General features: G+C 73.8%; 22 protein-coding genes. 8 read left to right on the forward strand and 14 right to left on the reverse strand.

Annotation, left to right across the window (positions count from 1 at the left end; genetic code table 11):
* Positions 1-75: 75 nt before the first annotated feature.
* A complete protein-coding gene (locus AC5RWQ_RS10550) occupies positions 76-921 on the forward strand; it encodes a hypothetical protein (RefSeq protein WP_494282543.1) in 846 nt (281 codons plus the stop codon).
* Positions 922-933: 12 nt separating this feature from the next.
* Here AC5RWQ_RS10550 and AC5RWQ_RS10555 read toward each other — a convergent pair whose 3' ends face one another.
* From AC5RWQ_RS10555 to AC5RWQ_RS10575, 5 genes are all read right to left on the reverse strand, one after another.
* On the reverse strand, positions 934-1,479 hold the full coding sequence (locus AC5RWQ_RS10555; protein WP_494282544.1) for an ATPase: 546 nt from the start codon (positions 1,477-1,479) through the stop codon (positions 934-936).
* 121 nt (positions 1,480-1,600) lie between these two features.
* The gene (locus tag AC5RWQ_RS10560) at positions 1,601-2,047 is read right to left on the reverse strand and encodes a response regulator (protein WP_494282545.1); all 447 of its coding nucleotides are present in this window, start codon (positions 2,045-2,047) and stop codon (positions 1,601-1,603) included.
* 67 nt (positions 2,048-2,114) lie between these two features.
* Positions 2,115-2,462, reverse strand: coding sequence for an STAS domain-containing protein (locus AC5RWQ_RS10565; RefSeq protein ID WP_494282546.1), 348 nt, complete (start codon positions 2,460-2,462; stop codon positions 2,115-2,117).
* Between the two features lie 88 nt (positions 2,463-2,550).
* Entirely contained in the window at positions 2,551-3,600 is a 1,050-nt protein-coding gene (locus AC5RWQ_RS10570; protein WP_494282547.1) for a cobalamin B12-binding domain-containing protein, read from the reverse strand.
* Positions 3,597-5,366, reverse strand: a complete 1,770-nt coding sequence (locus AC5RWQ_RS10575; RefSeq protein ID WP_494282548.1) for a PP2C family protein-serine/threonine phosphatase — start codon at positions 5,364-5,366, stop codon at positions 3,597-3,599. The genes AC5RWQ_RS10570 and AC5RWQ_RS10575 overlap by 4 nt, the downstream gene beginning before the upstream one ends.
* A 214-nt stretch (positions 5,367-5,580) precedes the next feature.
* Here AC5RWQ_RS10575 and AC5RWQ_RS10580 point away from each other — a divergent pair, with 214 nt between their 5' ends.
* On the forward strand, positions 5,581-5,982 hold the full coding sequence (locus AC5RWQ_RS10580; RefSeq protein WP_494282549.1) for an STAS domain-containing protein: 402 nt from the start codon (positions 5,581-5,583) through the stop codon (positions 5,980-5,982).
* Between the two features lie 44 nt (positions 5,983-6,026).
* Positions 6,027-6,377, forward strand: coding sequence for an STAS domain-containing protein (locus AC5RWQ_RS10585; protein ID WP_494282550.1), 351 nt, complete (start codon positions 6,027-6,029; stop codon positions 6,375-6,377).
* Positions 6,378-6,502: 125 nt separating this feature from the next.
* Here the strand turns inward: AC5RWQ_RS10585 and AC5RWQ_RS10590 are convergent, their stop codons facing one another.
* Positions 6,503-6,814: a hypothetical protein gene (locus tag AC5RWQ_RS10590; protein ID WP_494282551.1), complete on the reverse strand. Its 312-nt coding sequence runs from the start codon at positions 6,812-6,814 to the stop codon at positions 6,503-6,505.
* Positions 6,815-6,995: 181 nt separating this feature from the next.
* On the opposite strand from AC5RWQ_RS10590, the gene AC5RWQ_RS10595 reads away from it, so the two are divergent.
* The 3 genes from AC5RWQ_RS10595 (at position 6,996) to AC5RWQ_RS10605 (ending at position 9,237) form a co-directional block, all read left to right on the forward strand.
* Complete coding sequence (locus AC5RWQ_RS10595) at positions 6,996-7,967, forward strand: DUF2267 domain-containing protein (RefSeq protein ID WP_494282552.1); 972 nt, start codon at positions 6,996-6,998, stop codon at positions 7,965-7,967.
* Positions 7,968-8,098: 131 nt separating this feature from the next.
* The gene (locus AC5RWQ_RS10600) at positions 8,099-8,893 is read left to right on the forward strand and encodes a spermidine synthase (RefSeq protein ID WP_494282553.1); all 795 of its coding nucleotides are present in this window, start codon (positions 8,099-8,101) and stop codon (positions 8,891-8,893) included.
* Between the two features lie 41 nt (positions 8,894-8,934).
* Positions 8,935-9,237, forward strand: coding sequence for an AI-2E family transporter (locus AC5RWQ_RS10605; RefSeq protein ID WP_494282554.1), 303 nt, complete (start codon positions 8,935-8,937; stop codon positions 9,235-9,237).
* 37 nt (positions 9,238-9,274) lie between these two features.
* Here the strand turns inward: AC5RWQ_RS10605 and AC5RWQ_RS10610 are convergent, their stop codons facing one another.
* Together AC5RWQ_RS10610 and AC5RWQ_RS10615 are read right to left on the reverse strand one after the other, a co-directional pair.
* Positions 9,275-10,576, reverse strand: a complete 1,302-nt coding sequence (locus tag AC5RWQ_RS10610; RefSeq protein WP_494282555.1) for an NAD(P)/FAD-dependent oxidoreductase — start codon at positions 10,574-10,576, stop codon at positions 9,275-9,277.
* A gap of 43 nt (positions 10,577-10,619) precedes the next feature.
* Positions 10,620-12,770: an amylo-alpha-1,6-glucosidase gene (locus tag AC5RWQ_RS10615; RefSeq protein ID WP_494282556.1), complete on the reverse strand. Its 2,151-nt coding sequence runs from the start codon at positions 12,768-12,770 to the stop codon at positions 10,620-10,622.
* Positions 12,771-12,887: 117 nt separating this feature from the next.
* Between AC5RWQ_RS10615 and AC5RWQ_RS10620 the strand changes: the two genes are divergently transcribed.
* On the forward strand, positions 12,888-14,336 hold the full coding sequence (locus AC5RWQ_RS10620; RefSeq protein WP_494282557.1) for a M20/M25/M40 family metallo-hydrolase: 1,449 nt from the start codon (positions 12,888-12,890) through the stop codon (positions 14,334-14,336).
* A 186-nt stretch (positions 14,337-14,522) separates the two neighbouring features.
* Here the strand turns inward: AC5RWQ_RS10620 and AC5RWQ_RS10625 are convergent, their stop codons facing one another.
* A complete protein-coding gene (locus AC5RWQ_RS10625) occupies positions 14,523-15,056 on the reverse strand; it encodes a GNAT family N-acetyltransferase (protein ID WP_494282558.1) in 534 nt (177 codons plus the stop codon).
* 393 nt (positions 15,057-15,449) lie between these two features.
* Here AC5RWQ_RS10625 and AC5RWQ_RS10630 point away from each other — a divergent pair, with 393 nt between their 5' ends.
* Entirely contained in the window at positions 15,450-16,679 is a 1,230-nt protein-coding gene (locus AC5RWQ_RS10630; RefSeq protein ID WP_494282559.1) for an MFS transporter, read from the forward strand.
* A 118-nt stretch (positions 16,680-16,797) separates the two neighbouring features.
* Here AC5RWQ_RS10630 and AC5RWQ_RS10635 read toward each other — a convergent pair whose 3' ends face one another.
* From AC5RWQ_RS10635 to AC5RWQ_RS10655, 5 genes are all read right to left on the reverse strand, one after another.
* On the reverse strand, positions 16,798-17,655 hold the full coding sequence (locus AC5RWQ_RS10635; protein WP_494282560.1) for a class I SAM-dependent methyltransferase: 858 nt from the start codon (positions 17,653-17,655) through the stop codon (positions 16,798-16,800).
* Between the two features lie 70 nt (positions 17,656-17,725).
* Complete coding sequence (locus AC5RWQ_RS10640) at positions 17,726-18,019, reverse strand: DUF6510 family protein (RefSeq protein WP_494282561.1); 294 nt, start codon at positions 18,017-18,019, stop codon at positions 17,726-17,728.
* Between the two features lie 16 nt (positions 18,020-18,035).
* Positions 18,036-18,797: a ferredoxin reductase gene (locus AC5RWQ_RS10645; RefSeq protein WP_494282562.1), complete on the reverse strand. Its 762-nt coding sequence runs from the start codon at positions 18,795-18,797 to the stop codon at positions 18,036-18,038.
* A gap of 1 nt (position 18,798) precedes the next feature.
* Positions 18,799-19,398 carry a sulfite oxidase-like oxidoreductase gene (locus AC5RWQ_RS10650; RefSeq protein ID WP_494282563.1) on the reverse strand — a complete coding sequence of 200 codons (600 nt, stop codon included), beginning with the start codon at positions 19,396-19,398 and terminating at the stop codon, positions 18,799-18,801.
* 116 nt (positions 19,399-19,514) lie between these two features.
* Positions 19,515-20,531, reverse strand: coding sequence for a TerC/Alx family metal homeostasis membrane protein (locus tag AC5RWQ_RS10655; RefSeq protein ID WP_494282564.1), 1,017 nt, complete (start codon positions 20,529-20,531; stop codon positions 19,515-19,517).
* Positions 20,532-20,676 lie beyond the last annotated feature (145 nt).

Below are 20,676 nucleotides of genomic sequence, written 5' to 3' on the forward strand. Positions count from 1 at the left end.
CAAAACCGGCACATTGTGACGCATGCCACCAATGACCCCGATGGCAAACATCAGGAAGCTGCCTAGCCTCGGCGGGTGCATCCCGACGAGTCCCCTGAGCGGCAGCTGACCGAGACCCGACCGGCCACCCGTACGACCGATGCGGCATCCGACGAAAAGAGGATCGGGCGGCACCGCGCCCCCGAACGACCCCGCCGAGGCGCCCGTTCGCTGCTCGCCACCACCTCCGCGCGGGTTGCCCTGGCCGGCGGCGTGAGCTGCTGCCTCGGCCTGGTGGCGTTCGTCGGGGCGCACGACACCGGCGACCGTCGGGAGCCGGTGCCGGAGGTGCTCGCCGACCGGGCAGTCGACGAGCAGCGCGCCTCCCGCTCCCTGGACCGGGCCGCCTCCCCGCTCGCCGTCCCGGTCACCCCGCGCGCCACGGCCAGCCCCAGCCCGTCGGCGACCCGCAAGCCGCCACCACGGCGGACGGTCCGGCCGAAGCACCCCCGCCCGGTCGCCGGCCTCACCGAGGCACAGATGGACAACGCCCGGGCGATCGTCGACGCGGGCCTGGCCCTGCGGATGCCGAAGCGCGGCCTGGTGGTCGCCGTGTCCACCGCGATGCAGGAGAGCGACCTGTACAACCTCGCCAGCGACGTGCTGCCGGAGTCCTACGACTACCCGCACCAGGGCAGCGGCGCCGACCACGACTCGGTCGGCCTCTTCCAGCAGCGGCCCAGCAGCGGCTGGGGCACGATCGCCCAGCTCATGCGGCCGGCGTACGCGGCCCGGGCGTTCTACCTCGCGCTCGCCGAGATTCCCGGCTGGCAGGAGCTCAGCGTCACCGAGGCCGCCCAGGCCGTGCAGATCTCCGCGTACCCGGACGCGTACGCCCAGCACGAGGAGCGGGCCACCACGGTGGTCGACGCGCTGACCTGAGGCGCGGCCGCGTCAGGCCACCCGGGTGCCCGGCTCGGGCCGTTCCACGGTCACCTCGTCGGCGCCCGTCGCGACCCGGGTCGCCGGGACCCCGCCCGACATCGCCGCCGCGGCGGTGGGCGTGTCGCTCGGCACCACCTCCACCGCCACCCCGGTCAGGATCTCGTCGACGCGGGCCTCGCGACGCCGCCGCTCGTGCAGCGCCGCCTCGAACTCCCGCCGGGCCTGCACGGCCTCGGCGTACACCCGCTCGCGCAGCTGCCGGGCCTCCTCGCGCGCCGCGTCGAGCACGCCGCGGGCCCGGCTCAGGATCTCGGCGGCCTCCCGCTCGACCGCAGCGGCCTCGCGCCGGGCCACCAGCACGTCGGCCACCGGGCCGTGCCGGTCGACGAGACCGCAGAGCAAGGTGGCCTCCTGCCGGATCTGGTCCCACTCCCGACCGGCGCCGGCGGCCACCTGGGCCCGCGCGGCGAGCCGGGTCAACCGGACGCCGAGCTCGTCAAGGCAGGAGTCGACCTGCCGCTGGTCGTATCCGGTCTCAACGACGGAGAACCTCATACTGTCGCCCCCCAGGCAGCTGGTACGTCTTTCCCCAGCTCGATCCTCGCGGCTGTCGACCACCGCCGAGGGGGTTCGGGAAAAATGTTCAGCAACTGAGGCGCGCGCCGCGCGGCGGGCGTCAGGACCGCTTGGGAAGCACCACCACGCGCCCGAAGAACTCGTCGATGCGGCGCACCACATCGTTGAAGTCGTCCAGGTCGATCGGCTTGGTCACGTAGGCGTTGGCCTGCAACGTGTAGCTGCCGACGATGTCGGTGTCCGCATTGGAGGTGGTCAGCACGACGATCGGGATGGTCCGCAGGTCCTCGTCCTGCTTGACCTCGCCGAGCACCTGCCGGCCGTCCATCCGGGGCATGTTGAGGTCGAGCAGGATCACGTCGGGTCGCCGGGCCTCGGTGTGCCGGCCCTCCTGACGGAGGAACTCCATCGCCTCCTGGCCGTCGCTGACCACGTCGATGACCTTGTCGATCTCCGAGTCCTCGAGGGCTTCCTCGATCATGAGGACGTCACCTGGGTCGTCGTCCACCACCAGGATGCGAACGGGGTTCGGGGTGTCTGGGCCCATGGGGATCAACCTGTCTCGCGTGACGATGGGAACCGCCTGGTACCCACTGGCGGGGAAATCTAGTCGATCACCCGGCGGCACGCGAGGGCGGGTCGAGCGCCTCCGGCTGGTACAGCAGCACCTCGGCGAGGCCGGTGACCTGGAGCACCCGGTCGACCCGACCGGTCGACCCGGTGATCCGGAGCCACCCCCCGGCGGCGGCCGCCCGGTTGTCCCCACGGACGAACGCCGCGATCCCGGTCGAGTCACAGAAGGTCAGGTCGGTCAGGTCCAGCAGGAACTGCCGCTCACCGGCCGCGGCCAGCCGGTCGATCTCGGCATTGAGCTCACCGGCGGTGCTCAGGTCCAGCTCACCGGCGAGCCGCAGGTACACCCCGGCACCATTCCACGGGGCGTGCGTGACGGTGAAGGTCAACGTCGTCCCTCTCGCTCACCACCGCAGGCCGACCCTTGCAGTCGCGCAAGTATACGCGGGGTTTGGTCCGGGGCCGACCGACCCGCGATCAGCCCCGGCCGGCGCCGCGCAGCGCCGGGACCTCCACCTCGGCCAGCGTCAGGAACCGCGCGGCCCGGGGGAAGTCGCGCAGCGACCGGTGGTAGTGCCCGAGGGTCAGGGCGACCGCCCCGGCCGGCACCCCGCGGCTGGCCAGGATCTCCACCAGCCACGCGACGAACTCGGTGAACAGGGTGCTGTCGTCGACGTAGAGCGCCGCGGCGAGGAAGTCCACGATGTAGCCCAGGTCACTGACCGTGGAGTCGAGCTGGGCCGGCGTGTAGTCGTTGACGGACGCAACCCGGTCGCGCAGGTCGGCCAGGGCCGAGTCGATCAACTCGCCGCGCCGCTTGACCAGGCTGGCGTACTCGTCGTCGGCCAGGTGCGGCAGATCGGCCGGACGGACCCGGCGCAGCGCCCGCTCGTCGGCCACCAGGTCTGCCGCGGTCGGCGCGTCCGGCGCCCAGGCCACCCCGAGCCCGCGCGCCCAGCGGCCATCGTCGCCGAACCCGCGGCCACCGACGACGACCGGAACGTCGCTGCGGCGGCACGCCTCGATCATCCGGTGCGCGTGGGGCAACCGCATCGGCAGCGCACAGGCCAGCGCCACCGCGTGCGCGTCGTGCCGGTGCAGATACGACACCAGGTGCGCGGCCGGGACACTCGCCCCAAGAAAGGTCACCTGCCAACCCCGCAGCCGCAGCACCTCCGCCACCAGGCGGGGCGGCAGGGCATGCCACTCGCCGTCCATGCAGGCGACCACGATCCGGCCCCGGGTGGGTCGCGGGTTGGCGTGGGCGGCCACCGCGGCCACCACCCGCTCACTGATGTGGGTGGCGGCGTGCTCCTGGGCGACGCTCCACTCGTTGCGGGCCCAGCGCTCCCCCACCTCCGTCTGCGCCGGGGCGACCAGGTCGAGCAGCACCCGCTCGGCGGGCATGCCGGCGTCGAGCAGGGTGAGGGCCACGTCGATGGCGCCGTACTCGTCGGCCTCCGCCAACGACTCCAGGAAGTCGCGGTACGCGCGCGCCGGGTCGGTCTGCGTGGTCACGGTGGTCACGTTCGGTTCTCCCTCGCCTCACCGGGCCGACCCTCGCCGGGTACGGCGTGCAGGTGCCGCGGCGGCCGACCCCCGGGGCCGATGGCGCGCAGCGCGAGCACCGCGATGTCGTCGTGGTCGCCGTGGGCGAGCCAGTCGCAGGTCACCTGCTCGACCCGCTCGGCGAGCGCCGGGGCGGGCACCCGGTAGCAGTCGGTGATCGCGTTGACCAGCCGCTCCTGGCCGAACTGCTCGTCACCGCGCCGGCCACCGCGCGCCTCCGTCACCCCGTCGCTGTAGAGCAGGCAGGTCTCGCCCGGCTCGAGGCGGACGGTCACCTCGCCGATCCGGGGATCCGGCACCACGCCGATCAGCATGCCGGTCAACGGCACCGTCTCGACCTCGCCGGAGGCGCGTAGCACCAACGGCGGCAGGTGACCGCCGCCGGCCATGGTCAGGGTCAGGCCCCCGTCGCGTTGCGGGCGCACCACGCCGAGCACCATGGTCGCGAAGCGGCCCTGGCCATGCGCCTGGGTGGTCTCCAGCAACGCGTCGTTGAGCAGCTTCAACAGCCGGGCCGGCCGGGACTCCACCCGGTGCAGCGCCTGCAGGCACTGGCGCAGCTGGCCGGTGAAGACGGCCGCCTCGACGCCCTTGCCCGAGACGTCGCCGAGGAAGAACACCGAGCCCCCGTCGGGCAGCCGGTGCGCGCCGTAGAAGTCGCCGCCGATGCGCAGGCTCGCCTGCGCCGGCCGGTACGCGGTGCCCCACTGCACCCCGGTCATGCTGGCCGGTTCCACCGGCAGCAGGCTGGCCTGGAGGGTGTCGGCCACCTCGGCCTGGTCGCGGTAGAGCACCGCGGTGGTCAGCGCGGCGCCGGCCCGGGCCGCGAAGGCGCGCACCAGCTCCACGTCGGCCTCGTCGTACCAGCGGGTGGCGCGGCGGGCCACCAGCAGCACGCCGGCCGGGGCGTCGGGGCCGGGCAGCGGGATCACCCGGGCGGTCACCTCGCGGGCGGTCAGGCCGGGCAGCCAGCCGGCCTCGACCGCCTGCTCGACCAGCCAGTCGACCGCGTGCGGCTCGACGCCGGTGAGCCCCTCGGCGATGGCCCCGGGCAGTTCGGTGGCGGGCAGCATGCCGCTGTCCACGGCGGGCGCATCGTCGTCGACGCGGTTGGCCCGCCACCAACGGGCCCGCCCCGAGCGGGGGGCGAGCACCAGCACGGCGACCTCGGCCAGCGTCGGCACGGTGAGCCGGACCACCGCGGCGGCGGCCCGGTCCGGGTGCAGCGGATTGCCGAGCTTCTCGCCGACCACGGCGAGGAAGGCCGAGCGGGCCCGCTCGGCGAGGAGCGCGTCGGCCCGGCTGACGCTCTCGGTGACGTCCTCGACGTAGAGGCAGACCCGGCCGCCGGAGAGCGGGACCCGCCGGACCCGCAGCCGGCGGTCGTCGCGGCCGAACCCGGGCGAGCCGGCCTCGTCGGTCAGCTCGGCGATCCCGGTGGCCGCCAGCGTGTGCCCCACGGTCACCTCGGGTAGCAGCCGTTCGGCGACCGGGCTGAGGTGCCGGACCACGCCGTGGGCGTCACAGATGACCAGGCCCTCGCGGAAGTGTTCGACGACCTCCGACCAGTCGGGCTCGGGGTGGCCGCGGTCGGGGGCCAGCGGTGGCAGCACGCCGGAGCGGCGGACGACGGGGTCGGCGGGCCACGCCGGAGCCCGTGCGGCACTCGGCGTGGAGATCCGCCCGTCGCCCGGGTCCGAGCCCCTGACGTCGGCAGCAGTCACCAGCTGAGCCCCACTCCTCGTGTCGACACCCGCGGTCCGGGGGAAACGCCCGGTGTGTTCCAATCTCTTCGCCCCACCCTACGCCGGTGTGCCGGGACCGCCACCCCACGGCCGGCGGGCGCCGGATCGCGTGCCGGGCGGGCTCCGCCCGGTGTTGTTACGATCCCGGGAATCCCTCTGCCCGACCGGCAGCCCGGCGGAAAGGCGTGTTCTGGTGCCCATTGCGAGGAAGCCCGAGGCCACCGCGCTGAACATCTCGGTGGACCACTCGGACCCGGCCGCGCCGGTCATCTCCGTCGGCGGCGACCTCGCGTTCACCACCTCGGCGCCACTGCGCACGGAGATCGACCGCGTGCTCGCGACCGGTCCGGCGGTGCTCGTCCTCGACTTCGCCGATCTGCTCTTCATCGACAGCACCGGGCTGTCGGTCATCGTGCACGCCTGGCGGGAGGGTCAGCAGGGCGGCACCGCCGTCCGGCTGCGCGCCACGCCGCGTTTCCTGCAGACCATCCTCGACATGACCGGCGTCACGGGGCTGCTCGCCCGCCCGCTGCCCGACCGGAGCGCCGTGCGCCCGGAGTTCGGCCACCCCGACCGCTCCGCCGCCTCCGCCTGAGCCCCGGGCGTTTCCCGATCGCGACGGGCTGGGAACATGTACGCATGCCCTCCCCGCTGCTCTCCATCGAGGTGACCCGGCTCGACGCCAGGCGCGCCCGGTTGCGGTTGACGGGCGACCTCGACTTCGACACGGCGCCGGAGCTGATCGCCGCGGCTGAGGTGGCCCGGGCGGACGGATACCGCGAGCTGCTGCTCGACCTCCACGGGGTCGGCCTCTGCGACTCTTCGGGGCTCAGCGCGTTCGTGGTGCTCAGCCGCGCCGGTGCCGGACCGGTCCGGCTCACCGGCGTCAGCCCCCAGTTGCAGCAGTTGCTGGACCGCACCGGCCTGGCCGAGCTGCTCGCCGTCGACCGCGGCCTCAGCGCCGTCGACGACGCGCGCGAGGCCGGCTGAGCAGCAGCACCGGCTGAGCGGCAGCCCCGCGGGCCGACCGCCTCGCCGGCGGCCGGCCCGGGGCCTCCCCGGTGGACGGGGTGGCCCCCGACCCTGGGACCAGGGGCCGGGGGCCGGAGGAGGGTCTAGGCGGTGACCGGTTGCAGTCGCGGACCGGTCGACCGCAGCTCGGCCGTCGACGGCGGCTCGGCGTCCTCGGGCGCACCGGAATCAGGCGTCTGGAACAGGTACCGGACGAACTCCCCAGCCGCCTCGTTGTCGTCCGATCCGGGCCACTGTCCGGCGCAGTCGACGCCGATCACCTCGCGGCCCGAGCCGTCGGACTCCTCCAGCAGCGCCCACAGGCTGACCGGGTAGCTCCGGGTCCCTTCCGGGGCCACCTGCCACCGGGCGTACCAACCGGGGCGAGCGGGGACGATCTCGACGATCCTCTTCATGACGACCTTCCTTCCGCGTGCGTCGGAAGAACTGCGGTCCGGTTCCGAGACTGCGGCGGGGACGGGTGAGCACCCCTCACCCGCCGGGAGTGAACCTGTCGGCGGCCGCCGGCCGTTACCTTCCGCACGGCGGCGGGAACGCGGTCGGGGAAGGTGAACCCGACAGGGAGCGAGGTCCACCATGCGCAAGCAGATGGAGGGCGACAACCAGCGCCGTCGAGCGTTGGCCCGCCAGGCCCGGGAACAGGGTCGGCTGCCCAGCGAGACCGGTTCCACCCTGAGCGCGTCCAAGCAGATCACCAGCCTCGACCGCGGTAAGCGGTCCGGTCCCCCGCCGGCTGGCCGGCGCAAGCCGGACAGCACCCGGGGCGGACCGGCTCCGCCGCCCCCGGCGGTGGCGACCGCGCCCCGGCCGATGCCGGACGCGGGACGGCCGGCGGGACGGCCGATGGGCTACCGGGAGCTGGTCGACGAGGTGGGCCGCAGATCCGGGGCGGACTTCTCCACGGCGAAGGTGGCCGCCGAGGCGACCGTGCTGACCCTGGCCTGGGCGCTGGGCGAGGCGGAACGCGCACGACTGCTCGAGGCCGTGCCGACGAAGTTGCACGACGTGCTGCCGGTCGACGGCATCGAGCGGCACGAGGACCTGCCGGGATTCCTGGCCGAGGTGAGCCGGCGCAGCCGCCTCACCCCGGAAGAGGCCCGCTACCAGGCGGAGGCGACGCTCGCCGCGCTGGCCGCCCACGACGGCGACCTGGTCGAGTCGCTGGACGTCCCGGACGGGCTGCGTGACCTGCTGGCACCGCCCGAGCCGGGTGGCGGTCTGGTCGGCTCGCGCAGCGCCACCGCGCCGCTGACCGAGCAGGAGCTGCGGGACGCCCTGGCCGACCTGCCGTACTGGTCGAGCGACCGGCGGTCGCTGGTGCGCACCATCGAGCTGCCGGCGGGCAACCTCGACCGGGTGCTCGACCGGCTCGACCAGCTCCGCGTAGACACGGGCCGGGGGCCGCAGATCGGCCGCCCCGACCCCGACAACGCGGTGTTGACCGTCCGTACCCGGCAGGGCGACGCGGTGACGTCCCTCGACGTGGACCTGGCGCACCGGGTCGACGACGCGATCGAGGAGGCCGGCGCGGGGATGGCCGCCGGCTGAGCCGCGCGGTGAGCGGGCCGGGGCCGGTGGGCGGTACGCCCGCCGGCCCCGGCCCCCGCCCGTACGGAACCCCGACGGCGGTGGACCCGGGCGCCGGGCGGGACCGGTGCCGTCGGCTAGCGTGCCGGGGCATGGACAGTGCCGCCGCGGACGGGTTGGAGCTGGTCGTCGATCCGGCCCGGCGGACCGGTCGCACGCTGCTCGCGGCGGGGGTGGCCCAGTCGTACGTGGACGTCGCCGACCCCCGCCACCTGCACTTCGAGTACGTCCGCCGGATGGCGACCCTGGTCGATCTGGCCGCACCGGCCGGCCACCCGTGCCGGGTGCTGCACCTCGGTGGCGGCGCCCTGACCCTGCCCCGCTACGTGGCGGCCACCCGGCCCGGCTCGCCGCAGCGGGTAGTCGAGCGGGACGCCGCGGTGGTGGAGCTGGTGGCCCGCGAGCTGCCGCCGCTGCCGCCGGAGGTCCGGGTGGAGGTGGCCGACGCGCGGGAGGCGGTGACCGACGCGCCGGCCGGAGCGTACGACCTGGTGCTGGCGGACATCTACCGGGCGGCCCGGATGCCGGCCCACGTGGCCGCCCGGGAGTTCGTGGCCGAGGTGGGACGGACGCTGCATCCCGACGGGATGTACCTGGTCAACGTCACCGACCTGCCCCCGCTGGTCTTCACCCGGGTGCAGGTGGCCACCCTGCGGTCGGTCTTCGCGGACGTCTGCCTGGTCGCCGACCGGCGGATGCTGCGCGGGCGCCGGTACGGCAACGTGGTGCTGGCCGCCGCCCACCGCCCGGACCGGCTGCCGGTCCGCCGGCTGGCCGGCCGCGCCGGCGCCGACGTCGTGCCCGGCGGGGTGCTGCACGGCCCGGCGCTCGACGGGTTCGTCGGTGGGGCACGCCCGGCTACCGACGCGGGTCTCGCCGCGGGCTGACGGGGTTTCGCGGCGTCGCGTTGGGTAGCCGCGCCGGATGAGTGCCGCCGAGGACCGGGCCACTGCCCGCCGGGCACTCCCCCACCGCGGGCGTGGTGGTGCTGGTCTTCTTCGTCGTCTATCAGCAGGTGGAGAACCACCTGCTGCAACCGGTGATCATGTCCCGGGCGGTCCGGCTGAACCCGCTGACCGTGCTGGTCAGCGTGCTGGTCGCGGCCGAGCTGGCCGGCCTGCTCGGCGCCCTGCTCGCCATCCCGGCGGCCGGCGTCGGGCAGATCCTGCTGCGCGAGTTCACCCCCACCGGGAAGCGCTCGCTGCCCGACCCCACCGAGAACCGGCGCTGACGACCGGGCCGGCACGCCGGCCCGGTCCCCCCACCGGTCAGCGCATTCGGGCGGGCACCTCCGGCGACGAACTCTCCAGCGGTACGACGTGCGCGGGCACCAGCCCGAGCTGGGCGGCGGAGCGCGGCAGCGCGGCGTCGAGCGCCCAGTCCGCCCCGACCCGGGTCCGGTTGCCGGGCATCGCCAGCAGGTGGTACCCGCGGGTGACCGCCTTGGCCGGCAGCCCGGACAGCGGCACCTTCAACGGGTTCGCCGCCGCGTCCTTGCCGCCCAGGTCGACCACCCAACCCAGGTCGTGGTGCTTGTACGGCCGCCGGGTGCCCTGCCCGTACGAGGCGGCGATGTTCTGCGCGGCGAGCTTGCCCTGCCGCTGCGCGTGCTGCGCGGTCATCGTGCAGATCTGCCCGGGGCGGACCAGGTCCGGCACGGCGGCGGCGTCGCCGCAGGCGTACACCTCGGGGAAGCCGGGGACGTTGAGGTACTCGTCGACCACCAGCCGGCCCTTCTCGGTGCGCAGGCCCAGGTCGGCGACGAACGGGTCGGGGCGTACCCCGACGCACCAGACCAGGGTGCAGGTCGGCACGAACTCGCCGTCGGTGAGCTTCACCCCGTCGGCGGTGGCCTCGGCGACGGAGGTGCCCATCCGCACGTCCACGCCGCGTCGGCGCAGCACCCGGTCGGCGGTACGGGACATCCGCTCGTCCAGCTCGGGCAGCGGCCGGGGCGCGACGTCCAGCAGCATCCAGCGCGGACGGATCTTCAGGTCGGGCCGCTGGGCGCGCAGCGCGTCGGTGAAGAGCTGGCCGTGCGCGGCCACCTCGGTGCCGGTGTACCCGGCGCCGACCACCACGAAGGTGGCCCGGGCCCGCTGCTCGGCCGGATCCTCGGCCTGCTCGGCGAGCTCGATCTGGCGGATCACGTGGTCGTGCAGGTAGACCGCCTCGGGCAGGCCGCGGAAGCCGTGCGCGTACTCGGTCACCCCGGGGATGGGCAGCAGCTTGTTGACGCTGCCCACGGCGAGCACGAGGCGGTCGTACGCGAGCCGGCCCCGGTCCCCCTCAGGCTGGGTGAAGCCGACCCAGCGGTTCTGCAGGTCCACCTGGTCGGCCTCGCCGACCACCACCCGCACCCCCTTGAGGGTGCCGCTGAGCGGCACGGAGATGCGGGTCGGCTCCACCACGCCGGCGGCCACCTCGGGCAGCAGCGGCAGGTAGAGGAAGTAGTCGGTGGAGTTGAGCACCACGATCTCGGCGCGGTCGCGGGCCATCTTGCTCAACGTCTTCGCCGCGTGGTAACCGGCGAACCCGGCCCCCACGATCACCACACGAGGTTTCGTCATGCCCGGTGCCGTTCCCGTCGACCCGCCGGGCAAACGTGGCCGTTCAGCCGGCCTGCAGGCGGACGTACCCGGCGCGGCCGACCGCCTCGATCTCCCAGCAGTGGCCGAAGGCCCGGACCCGCCCGGCGGTGATCCGACCGAACTCGGCCGGGATGTCGGGGTCGAGGACCAGCCGACCGTCGACCGGGTTGAGGTCCAGCATCGCCCGGACCAGGGCCAGTGGCGCGCCGGTCGCCCAGGCCTGCGGGCTGCACGCGGTCGGGTACGGCACCGCGAACATCATCGTCTCGCGGGGGTAGCCGCTGAGCGCCTCGGGGAGCCGGTAGCCGAACTGCTCCGCCGCCTCGAACATGGCCAGGGCGATCCGGTTGGCCTCGGCCCGGTACCCGTAGCGGACCATCCCGAGGGCGGCCAGCGAGTTGTCGTGCGGCCAGACGGTGCCCAGGTGGTAACCGAGGGCGTTGTACAGCCGGTCCTCCCGGGACAGCGTGCGGACGCCCCACCCGGAGAACATGTCCGGCGACATCAGCTGCCCCACCACCTGTCCGGCGCGCTCGGCCGGGACGATGCCGCTCCACAGCAGGTGACCCATGTTGGAGGTCTTGGAGTCGATCCGGTTCTTGTCGCCGTCCAGGCCGACGGCGTAGTAGCCGCCGCGCTCGGAGATCCAGAAGTCCCGGTTGAAGCGCTCGTACAGCTCGGCGGCCTCGGCGCGCAGCCGCCGGGCCAGCTCCCGGTCGGCGAGCGGGCCGTCGGCCAGCTCGGCCAGCCGCACCTTGGCGTCGTACGTGTAGCCCTGCAGGTCGCTGGTGGCGATGGGGAGCACCGGGATGCGGCCGTCGGAGAAGCAGACCCCGTCGGGCGAGTCCCGCCAGCACTGGTTGCCGAGGCCCTCCAGAGACCGGGTGGCGTACTCGACGTAGCCGTCGCCGTCCCGGTCTCCGTACTCGTCGATCCAGCGCAGCGCGGCCAGCGCGTGGTCGCGCAGGAACCGCACGGTGTTGTCGTCGCGGGTCCAGCGCCAGTACTCGGAGAGCAGGATCAGCCAGAGCTGGGTGGCGTCGGCGGTGCCGTAGTTCGGCGTGTACGGCTTGACCCCGGTGCGGGTCAGCTCGCCGCTGCGGTACTCGTGCAGGATCTTGCCGGGTTCCTCGTCGGTGAAGTCGTCGCACCGGGTGCCCTGCAACCGGGCCAGGGCGAGCAGCGCGCCCTGCGCCAGCGTCGGCCCGGCGACCAGGGTCTGGTACGCGGTGACGAGGGTGTCCCGGCCGAAGACGGTGAGGAACCAGGGCAGCCCGGCGCCGGGCAGCATCACCCGCTGACCCTTGATCTCCAGGTCGAGGCGGAGCGCGCCGAGGTCGTCGCGGGACTTCCGGACGGTCTTCTCCAGCACCGGGTTGTCGCTGAACAGGGCGGCCCGGTCGACCACCCAGCGGCGCAGCGGGTCGTCGACCCGGCCCTGTACCACCTCGGTGATGTCGCCGCGGACCCCCTCGACCACTCCCAGCCCCGGCGCCAGTGGTACGTGCAGATCCAGCTTCCATTCCTGTCGGGGGGAGAGGTCCACGTCCCAGACCAGGTCGTCGCCCTCGACCCGGTGCGGGGGCGGTGAGCAGCGGACCCGGGTCCGCGCGGTGAAGTCACCGCTGGCGTAGGAGAACTCCAACGCGGTCCCCTGGGTGGTCTCCGTGCGGGTGACGTCCGCGGACCGGTCCCGGACACCGGACTTGATCTCGAACAGGTCGGCGAAGTCGGCCGCCACGGCGAGCCGCAGCTCGATGTGGACCGGTTCCGGGCGGAACGAGAAGAGCTCGACCCGTTCGTGGAAGCCGTCGCCGACGTAGCGCAGCCGCCGGATGCCGAGACTGTCCGGGGGCAGGCCGGGCAGCTCGGGGTTGGTCAGCACGAACTGGGCCGAGTAGTGCTGGAGGGTCTGCGAGCGCAGCGCCAGCAGCCGGCCGCCGTTGACGGTGAGCAACCAGCCGCTGAGCAGCCGGGTGTCCAGATGGACCAGGCCGCCGATGCTCCGCGGCGGGACGTCGCCGCACCGGTCGGAGTACATGAAGGTGGGGCCGCTGAGCACGGCGATGGAGTCGGGGCCGAGCTCGGGCGGCATCGCTCGCTGGTCGCCGCTCTGCGTGGTGGTGCGCAGGCCGGGCATCGGGTCGGCGGGCGTCGGACGCACGGAGGCCATGCCTCTCACGCTAGGAGTGCGGCTCACCGGCCGTCGTCACCCGCTCTGGGTGAAAACCACTCGATCCGTACTGATGTATATGGACAGACGGCATCGAATGTGGTGAGGATGCCATTCATGGGAGCATACGAGAGCACCGGCGGCCGGCCCACGAGGTCCACCCGCCGCACCTTCCTGTCCGCCTCCGCCGTCGCCACCGCCGCCACCGTCGCCGTACCGCTGGCCGCCGGACCGGCCGCCGCCCACGACGCCGCGCCGCCGCCCGGTCCGGGCCACCCGATCCACCCGCAGGAACCGGACCGCGAGCTGCGGGCCCTGCTCCGGGAGGTGGACCGCGACCGGATCGAGACCACCGTCCGCCGGCTCGCCGCGTTCGGCACCCGGCACACCCTGTCCAGCCAGGACGACCCGGCCCGGGGCATCGGCGCCGCCCGTGACTGGATCTTCGCGCAGCTCTCCGGGTACGCCGCCGCCTCCGGCGGCCGGATGACCGTCGCCCTCCAGTCGTACGTGCAGCAGCCCGCCTCCCGCATCCCGGTCGCCACCCGGATCACCAACGTGGTGGCCACCCTGCGCGGCGACACCCACCCCGACCGGGTGTACGTGGTGACCGGCCACTACGACTCCCGCGCCACCGACGTCATGGACGCGGTCAGCGACGCGCCGGGCGCCGACGACGACGCCTCCGGCGTGGCGGTGCTGATGGAGCTGGCCCGGGTGATGGCCACCCGGCGCACCGAGGCGACCATCGTCTTCGCCGCGGTGGCCGGCGAGGAACAGGGCCTGTACGGCTCGACGTACCTGGCGCAGCAGTTCAAGGCCGCCGGCGTCGACATTCAGGGCATGTTCAGCAACGACATCATCGGCTCCAGCACCGCCGACGACGGCACCCGCGACCCGCGCAGCGTCCGACTCTTCGCCGAGGGCGTGCCGACTGCCGAGACGCCGGCCGAGGCGACCACCCGCCAGTCGGTGGGCGGCGAGAACGACTCCCCGTCGCGGCAGCTGGCCCGGTTCGTCAGCGACGTGGCCGAGAACGGCGCCACCGGGATGCGGGTCCGGGTCATCTACCGGCGGGACCGCTACCTGCGCGGCAGCGACCACATCCCGTTCCTGCGAGAGGGCTGGCCGGCCGGCCGGTTCACCGAACCGAACGAGGACTTCGCCCACCAGCACCAGGACGTCCGAGTGGTCGACGGAGTCCAGTACGGCGACCTGCCGCAGTTCTGCGACTTCGACTACATCACCCGGGTCGCCCGGGTCAACGGCGCGACACTCTGGTCGCTGGCCCAGGCGCCGGGCACCCCGAAGGGCGCGATCATCGTCACCACCAACCTCACCAACGACACCACGCTGCGCTGGCGGCGCGGCGACGAGCCGGACCTGGCCGGCTACGAGGTGGTGTGGCGGGAGACCACCGCGGCCGAGTGGCAGCGGGTGATCCCGGTCGGCGACGTCACCGAGGTGACCGTCGACCTGTCGAAGGACAACGTCTTCTTCGGCGTCCGGGCCGTCGATCAGGCCGGTCACCGCAGCCCGGTCGCGTTCCCCCGCCCCGGCAGCTGAGACCCCTGGTCGCGCCCGATCGACGACGCGGATGGCGACCTGCCAGGCGGTCGAACGGACGTCACGCGCAGTCACCACCGCGCACCCTGTTGTCGTCACGAGCGATATGACGCAGAGGCATATTCATGCCTCTGCGTCATATCGCTCATCCGGAAATCCACTCCGCCGGGCGTCCCCGGTGTCCGCTCACCGCCGGGCGGGCACCGGCGAGGTGATCGCCCAGCGCTCGTGGTCGCGCCACGCCCCGTCGATGAAGAGGTAGTCGGGCGAGTACCCCTCCTGCCGGAAGCCGAGCTTGCGGGCCACCCGCCTCGACGGCTCGTTCGCCGGCTGGATGTTGGCCTCCACCCGGTGCAGGCCGAGGGTGTCGAAGGCGTGCGCCAGCACCAGCCCGATGCCGGCCGAGGCGTGCCCCGTCCCGGCGTACGGCAGGAACGCGGCGTAGCCCATGAACCCGCCGCGCAGCGGACCCATGATGATGCCGCTGATGTTGACGTAGCCGGCGATCTCCCCGCTCGGCCGGTCGCAGATGAGGAAGCTCTGCTGGTCGCGGCGACGGCTCTTCGCCAGGTACGCGGCGTACTTCTCCGGGGCGTCCGGGGCGGTCAGCCAGGGGTGGTGCAGGTCGCGGCTGCGCCGGGCGGCGGCGATGAACTCGGCCTCGTCGGCCGGGCGGGGCCGGCGGATGCCGACCGCGCCGGAGCTGCGCAGGTATCTCACGGCCGACCACTCTCGCCGGCCGGCGCGGCGGTGTCCAGCCGGAAACCGGGGTGGCGCAGGGACGGGCCGGCCCCTACGGTGATCGGGACCCCACCACGATCGGAGGCTGATCATGGGCATGGCTCCTCTCGGCACGATGCTGGCTTCCGCTTCGTCGCGGGCGATCGTCCTGGTGTCCTGAGTCCCGGCGGCGCCGCCGCCCCTCGCCGGCCCTTCCGGGCCGCACCCGTCGTCCGTCGCGAAGCGATCAGGTGACCCGCCACCGCGCGGGTCCCCCGTCCCGGCGTGTCCGCACGCCACCACATCGCTTCCGAGGGAGTTCCTCGTGTTTCCGCAGTCTCCGTGCGGGCGCCTCCGCGTGCCCGGACGTCGCCACATTCTCTGGTGGTCCCGATGATCGCCGTCGCCGCCGGGAAGCCCCGGCTCGGGCGGGACTTCGCCCGGCTCTGGACCGCCAACGCCGTCTCCAATCTCGGCGACGGGGTCACCATGGTCGCCGGCCCGCTGCTGGTCGCCTCGATCAGCGACGAGCCGGCCGCGGTGGCCGCCGCCGCGCTCGCCCCGCAACTGCCGTGGCTGCTTTTCGCCCTGGTCAGCGGGGCGCTGGTGGACCGGCTCGACCGACGCCGGCTGATCGTCGGGGTCAACCTCGCCCGGGGCGCGGTGCTCGCCGCGCTCGCCGTCGCCGTGGTCACCGGCACCGCCACCGTGCCGGTCGTCTGCCTGGCGTTCTTCCTGACCGGTGTCGGGGAGACCCTCGCCGACACCGCCTCCGGCGCGCTGCTGCCGTCGGTGGTGCCCGCGGAGCAGTTGGAGCGGGCCAACAGCCGGCTCTTCGCCACCTTCGTGGTGGGCAACCAGTTCGCCGCGAAGCCGCTCGGGGCGTACCTGTTCACCGTCGGGGCGGCGCTGCCGTTCGCGGTGGACGCGGCCAGCTTCGGGCTGGCCGCGCTGCTGGTGGCGCTGCTGCGGTGGCGGCCGGTGCCACCGCCGGTCGACGCCGCGCCCGGTGGTGAGCGGCGATCGCTGCGCGCCGACATCGCCGCCGGGGTACGGGCACTGTGGTCGGTGCCGGTGCTGCGGGCGCTCGCCGTCTGCATCGCGGTGATGAACGTGGCGTTCTGCGCGGCGTTCGCGGTGTTCGTGCTCTACGCCCGGGAGCGGCTCGGGCTCGGCGATGTCGGTTACGGGCTGCTGCTCACCGCGTCCGCCGCGGGCGGGCTGGCCGGCACCGCGCTGGCGACCCGGCTGCGGGCCCGGTTCGGCACCCCGGCCCTGCTGCGCGCCGGGCTGCTGATCGAGGTCGGGCTCCAACTGGTGCTGGCCACCACCCGGCAGCCGTGGGTGGCCGGGGCGGCGCTGGCCGTCTGGGGCGTCCACGCCATGGTCTGGGGCGTGCTGGTGGTGTCGTTGCGCCAGCGCCTCGTCCCGGACCGGCTGCGCGGACGGGTGAACAGCGTGTACGCGCTGGCCGACCTGGGCGGTGCGGCGATCGGCACCGCGCTCGGTGGCGTGCTGGCCCAGAGCACCGGGCTCATCACCGCGCCCTTCTGGGCGGCGGCCGGAGTCCTGACGGTGCTCACCGTCGCCGTGTGGCGGCGGCTCGACGCGACAAGCGGTTGAGCCGGCGGGGTCCGGTCGCCGCCGCGGCGGGCGGTTGACCGGCCGGGGCCCGGCCGCCGCGCGCGGCGGCCGGGCCCCATGGCCGCCCACGCCGGACGCCCGACCGTCCACGAGCCGGTCAGCTTTCCCGGGTGAAGTGCCAGACGACGGCGGCGGGGGTGCCGGTGTAGGCGACGTCGGCCGCCTCCGGGCACCAGCGGCGGGCCTGCGGGCCGCCGGCGTACCCGCTGCGCGGCCAGCCCGGCTCGGCGCAGCCCCGCACCCGGAAGCCGGCCGGCAGCGCGGCGGCCAGGTAGTCGGCCGCCGACCGTCGGTACGCCGGGAGCAGGCCGGGACGGCCGTCCGGTCCGACCGCGTGCGCGACCCCGCCGAGGTAGAGCGACAGCAGGTGCCCGTCGGAGACGACCAGGTGCCCGCCCGGGCGCAGTACCCGGGCGAACTCGGCCATCACCTCAGGCAGCTCCGCGACGTGGGCGAGGGCCAGACCGCAGACCACGAGATCGACACCGCCGTCCGGTACGGGCAGCCGGCGCAGGTCACCGGCGACGAACTCGGCGTCGGGGACGTTCACCCGGGCCCGGTCGAGCATCTCCGGCGAGCTGTCCACCCCGGTCACCCGGTGTCCCCGCGCGGCCAGGTGGGCGGCGTGCCGGCCGGTGCCGCAGGCGGCATCGAGCGCCCGCCCCGGCGGCAGCCCGTCCAGGATCGCCCGGACCACCGGCTCCTCCACCTCGATCAGCGGGTTTCCCGGCTGGTCGTACGTGGCCGACCAGGCCCGGTAGCCGTCCACGGTGTCGAGCTCACCCAGTTCGATCCCGTCGCCGAGAGTGGGCGCGGCCTCGTCCAGCAGCCGGCGCACCTCGGCGACGCGCGCCTGCACGAAGGCCCGGTCCAGGCCCGGGTCGCCCGCGGTTGCCCGCAGCAGCGCGACCCCCTCCAGGCCGAGCAGGAAGGCGAGCGGGTGCTGATACGTCATCGGTGGCACGGTAGGCGACCCGGCAGCGGGGATCGACGGGTTTACCGGCCCGACGGGACGTAAGCCGCACTTAGAGCGGGCGCGGGAACGGCTGCTGCGCCGGCATCGGCACCTGGAGGAAGGTGGTGCCGCGCAGGTCCAGCCAGGCCCGGTCGGGTGCGCGGACCAGCCGGAGCATCACCTCCGTGCAGACCGGGCAGCGGCCCACCAGCCCTGGCGCGTGCGAGAAGACGTGCAGCCCGCCCATCGGACCGACCGTCCCGCACGACTCGCAGCGCCCGGTCGCGGCACTCAGGTCGACGGCGAACAGCTCCCGCAGCGGCCCGTCGAGCATGTTGCCGTCCACGTAGGACATATCGGTCATCGGCTCTCCTCGCCGGTCAACCGGTGGGTCCGAACCGTTCGGTCCGTACCCGCCGGGTCTGGTGGCCAAGCCCCACCAGCAGGTCCGCCACGGTCTCGACGAAGCCGGTGGGACCGCAGACGTAGCAGAGCGGTTCCAGGTCCGGCGGCCAGCCGTGGGTGTTGACGTCGGCCAGGCCGACCCGGTGCGGCTCGCCCCGCCAGCCCTCGGGGGCCTCACGGGTGTACACGTACATCACGTCCAGGCCCAGGTCGTCGCGGGCCCGGGCGCGCAGCTCGTCGGCGTAGATGACGTCGGCGGGGGTGCGCACCGAGTAGATCAGCCGGAACGGCGTGCGGCTGCCGGCGGCCCGGCGGGCCCGGATCATCGCCATCAGCGGCACCACCCCCGACCCGCCGGCGATCAGCAGCACCGGCGCGGTCTCCTGGGGCCGCCAGACGAACCAGCCACCCACCGGGCCGCGGATCTCCACCGGGTCGCCCTCGGCGTAGACGTCGGTCAGGTACGGCGACACCTCGCCGTCGGCCACCCGCTGCACGGTCAGCGCGATCCGGTCCCCGTCGGCCGGGCCGGCCAGCGAGTACGACCGGGCGGCCTGGTAGCCGTCGTCGGCGGTCAGCCGGACGTCGACGTGCTGCCCCGGCAGGTGCCCCGGCCAGTCGGGCACCTCCAGCACGAGAGTCTGTGCGGACGGCGTCTCGACCCGGCGCTCCACCAGCCGGCCAACCCGCCACTTCAGAGGGCCGCTCACCCGACCGCCGGTCGTCGTCGCGGCCACCTCAGTCGCCCTGGTAGCGCTGCTCGCGCCAGGGGTCGCCGTAGTCGTGGTAGCCGGCGGTCTCCCAGAAGCCCGGCTCGTCCTCGACGGTCAACCGGATGCCGCGCACCCACTTGGCCGACTTCCACAGGTAGAGGTGCGGCACCAGCAGCCGGACCGGCCCGCCGTGCTCGGCGGGGAGCGGGTCGCCGTCGTAGCCGTGCACCACCCACGCCTGCCCGTCGCGCAGGTCGTCCAGCGGCAGGTTGGTGGTGTACCCGCCGTACGAGTGGGCCTGCACGTAGTCGGCGGCGGTGTCGATCCCGTCCAGCAGGACGTCCAGCGAGACGCCCTGCCAGCTGGTGCCGAACTTGGACCAGCGGGTGACGCAGTGGATGTCGACGGTCGGCGTCTCCTGCGGCAGGCCCATCAGCTCGTCCCAGGACCAGCGGAACTCGGCGCCGGCCTCGGTGGTGACGACGAACTCCCAGGTGTCCAGCGGGACCCTGGGTGTCGGCCCGGCGGAGAGCACCGGGAAGTCCTCGGTCAGGTACTGCCCCGGGGGCAGATCCGGTCCGGTCGTGCGACGTCGGCCCTGAAAGCCCGGAGAGACGATTCCCACCCGTCAGTCGTACCACCCGGCGGGCGGCGGCGGGATCGTTCGGGCGTACCCGGCACCGGTGGCCGGGCGCGGAGCCGGCGGCGGCCCTGATCGGGTCGCCGCCGGCGCAGGCCGGGTCAGTGCCGGCCGGGGACCGCGTCGTGGTCGCCGGGCGTCCGGTCGCGGGTGGCCCGCAGGCTGGTGAGGGTCACGACCACGAGGACGCCGATGATGACGCCGAGCGAGGCGAGCGTGGGGATCTCCGGCACGCCGGACCAGATTCCGTGCGCCCAGTGCAGGCCCAGCTTGACGCCGATGAAGGCCAGGATGACGGCCAGGCCGTAGCTGAGGTGGACGAGGCGGCTCAGCGCGGCGTGCAGCACGAAGTAGAGCGCCCGCAGCCCCAGCAGCGCGAAGGCGTTGGTGGCGAAGACCAGGTACGGGTCCTCGGTGATGCCGTAGACGGCGGGCACCGAGTCGACGGCGAAGACGATGTCGGTGGCCAGCACCGCCACCACGACCAGGGCGAACGGGGTGAGTGCCCGGCGACCGTGCTGCCGGATGATCATCCGGGTGCCGTGGTAGTCCTCGACCACCGGCATCACCTTGCGGAGCAGCTTCACCGACCGCATCTTGTTGATGTCGAACTCCTGCTCGTGCCCGGCGAGGGCATCGCGCAGCAGCTTGACCGCGGTGGCGATCAGGATGACGGCGAAGAGCAGGAAGGCGAAGTCCAGGGTCTGCAGGGCGGCGGCGCCGAGGGCGATGAAGATGGCGCGCAGCACCAGCGCCCCGGCGATGCCGTAGAGCAGGACCCGCTGGGCGAGCACCGCGGGCACCGCGAACGCGGCCAGCAGCAGCATGAAGACGAAAAGGTTGTCGACCGAAAGCGACTTCTCGACCAGGTAACCGGTGAGGTACTCGACACCCTGCTGGGAGCCGAAGCGGGACCAGATCCAGGCGCCGAAGGCCAGCGGCAGAGCGATGTAGAACGCCGACCAGCCGAGGGCCTCCCTGATGGACACCTCGTGCGGCCTGCGGGTGACCAGGAAGTCCAGCACCAGCAGGGCGAGCACGCCGGCGATGGTCACCGCCCAGAGCGTGGGTGTGCCGACCGACTGGAGCTCGGCAGCCAGGTACGACATGTCCGTCATGGAGCCTCCTCGAACACCGTGCCATGTTCGAGGTCTCCTTCACCCACCGATCGTGGGCAACCACCCGAGGCGCGCCCGGGGCGCGCCGTACTGACCGGAATGGCTCGTGGGAAGTACTCCCCTCGTGCGTCAAGGTTAGGGCAGG

This window comes from Micromonospora sp. BS32 (genome assembly GCF_059089345.1).

Excerpts from the sequence above, each read along its gene's own strand:
- AC5RWQ_RS10555 (WP_494282544.1), bottom strand. The coding sequence starts at position 1,479 with ATGAGGTTCTCCGTCGTTGAGACCGGATACGACCAGCGGCAGGTCGAC.
- AC5RWQ_RS10560 (WP_494282545.1), bottom strand. The coding sequence starts at position 2,047 with ATGGGCCCAGACACCCCGAACCCCGTTCGCATCCTGGTGGTGGACGAC.
- AC5RWQ_RS10585 (WP_494282550.1), top strand. The coding sequence starts at position 6,027 with ATGCCCTCCCCGCTGCTCTCCATCGAGGTGACCCGGCTCGACGCCAGG.
- AC5RWQ_RS10590 (WP_494282551.1), bottom strand. The coding sequence starts at position 6,814 with ATGAAGAGGATCGTCGAGATCGTCCCCGCTCGCCCCGGTTGGTACGCC.
- AC5RWQ_RS10595 (WP_494282552.1), top strand. The coding sequence starts at position 6,996 with ATGCGCAAGCAGATGGAGGGCGACAACCAGCGCCGTCGAGCGTTGGCC.
- AC5RWQ_RS10600 (WP_494282553.1), top strand. The coding sequence starts at position 8,099 with ATGGACAGTGCCGCCGCGGACGGGTTGGAGCTGGTCGTCGATCCGGCC.
- AC5RWQ_RS10610 (WP_494282555.1), bottom strand. The coding sequence starts at position 10,576 with ATGACGAAACCTCGTGTGGTGATCGTGGGGGCCGGGTTCGCCGGTTAC.
- AC5RWQ_RS10615 (WP_494282556.1), bottom strand. The coding sequence starts at position 12,770 with ATGGCCTCCGTGCGTCCGACGCCCGCCGACCCGATGCCCGGCCTGCGC.
- AC5RWQ_RS10620 (WP_494282557.1), top strand. The coding sequence starts at position 12,888 with ATGGGAGCATACGAGAGCACCGGCGGCCGGCCCACGAGGTCCACCCGC.
- AC5RWQ_RS10630 (WP_494282559.1), top strand. The coding sequence starts at position 15,450 with ATGATCGCCGTCGCCGCCGGGAAGCCCCGGCTCGGGCGGGACTTCGCC.
- AC5RWQ_RS10635 (WP_494282560.1), bottom strand. The coding sequence starts at position 17,655 with ATGACGTATCAGCACCCGCTCGCCTTCCTGCTCGGCCTGGAGGGGGTC.
- AC5RWQ_RS10640 (WP_494282561.1), bottom strand. The coding sequence starts at position 18,019 with ATGACCGATATGTCCTACGTGGACGGCAACATGCTCGACGGGCCGCTG.
- AC5RWQ_RS10655 (WP_494282564.1), bottom strand. The coding sequence starts at position 20,531 with ATGACGGACATGTCGTACCTGGCTGCCGAGCTCCAGTCGGTCGGCACA.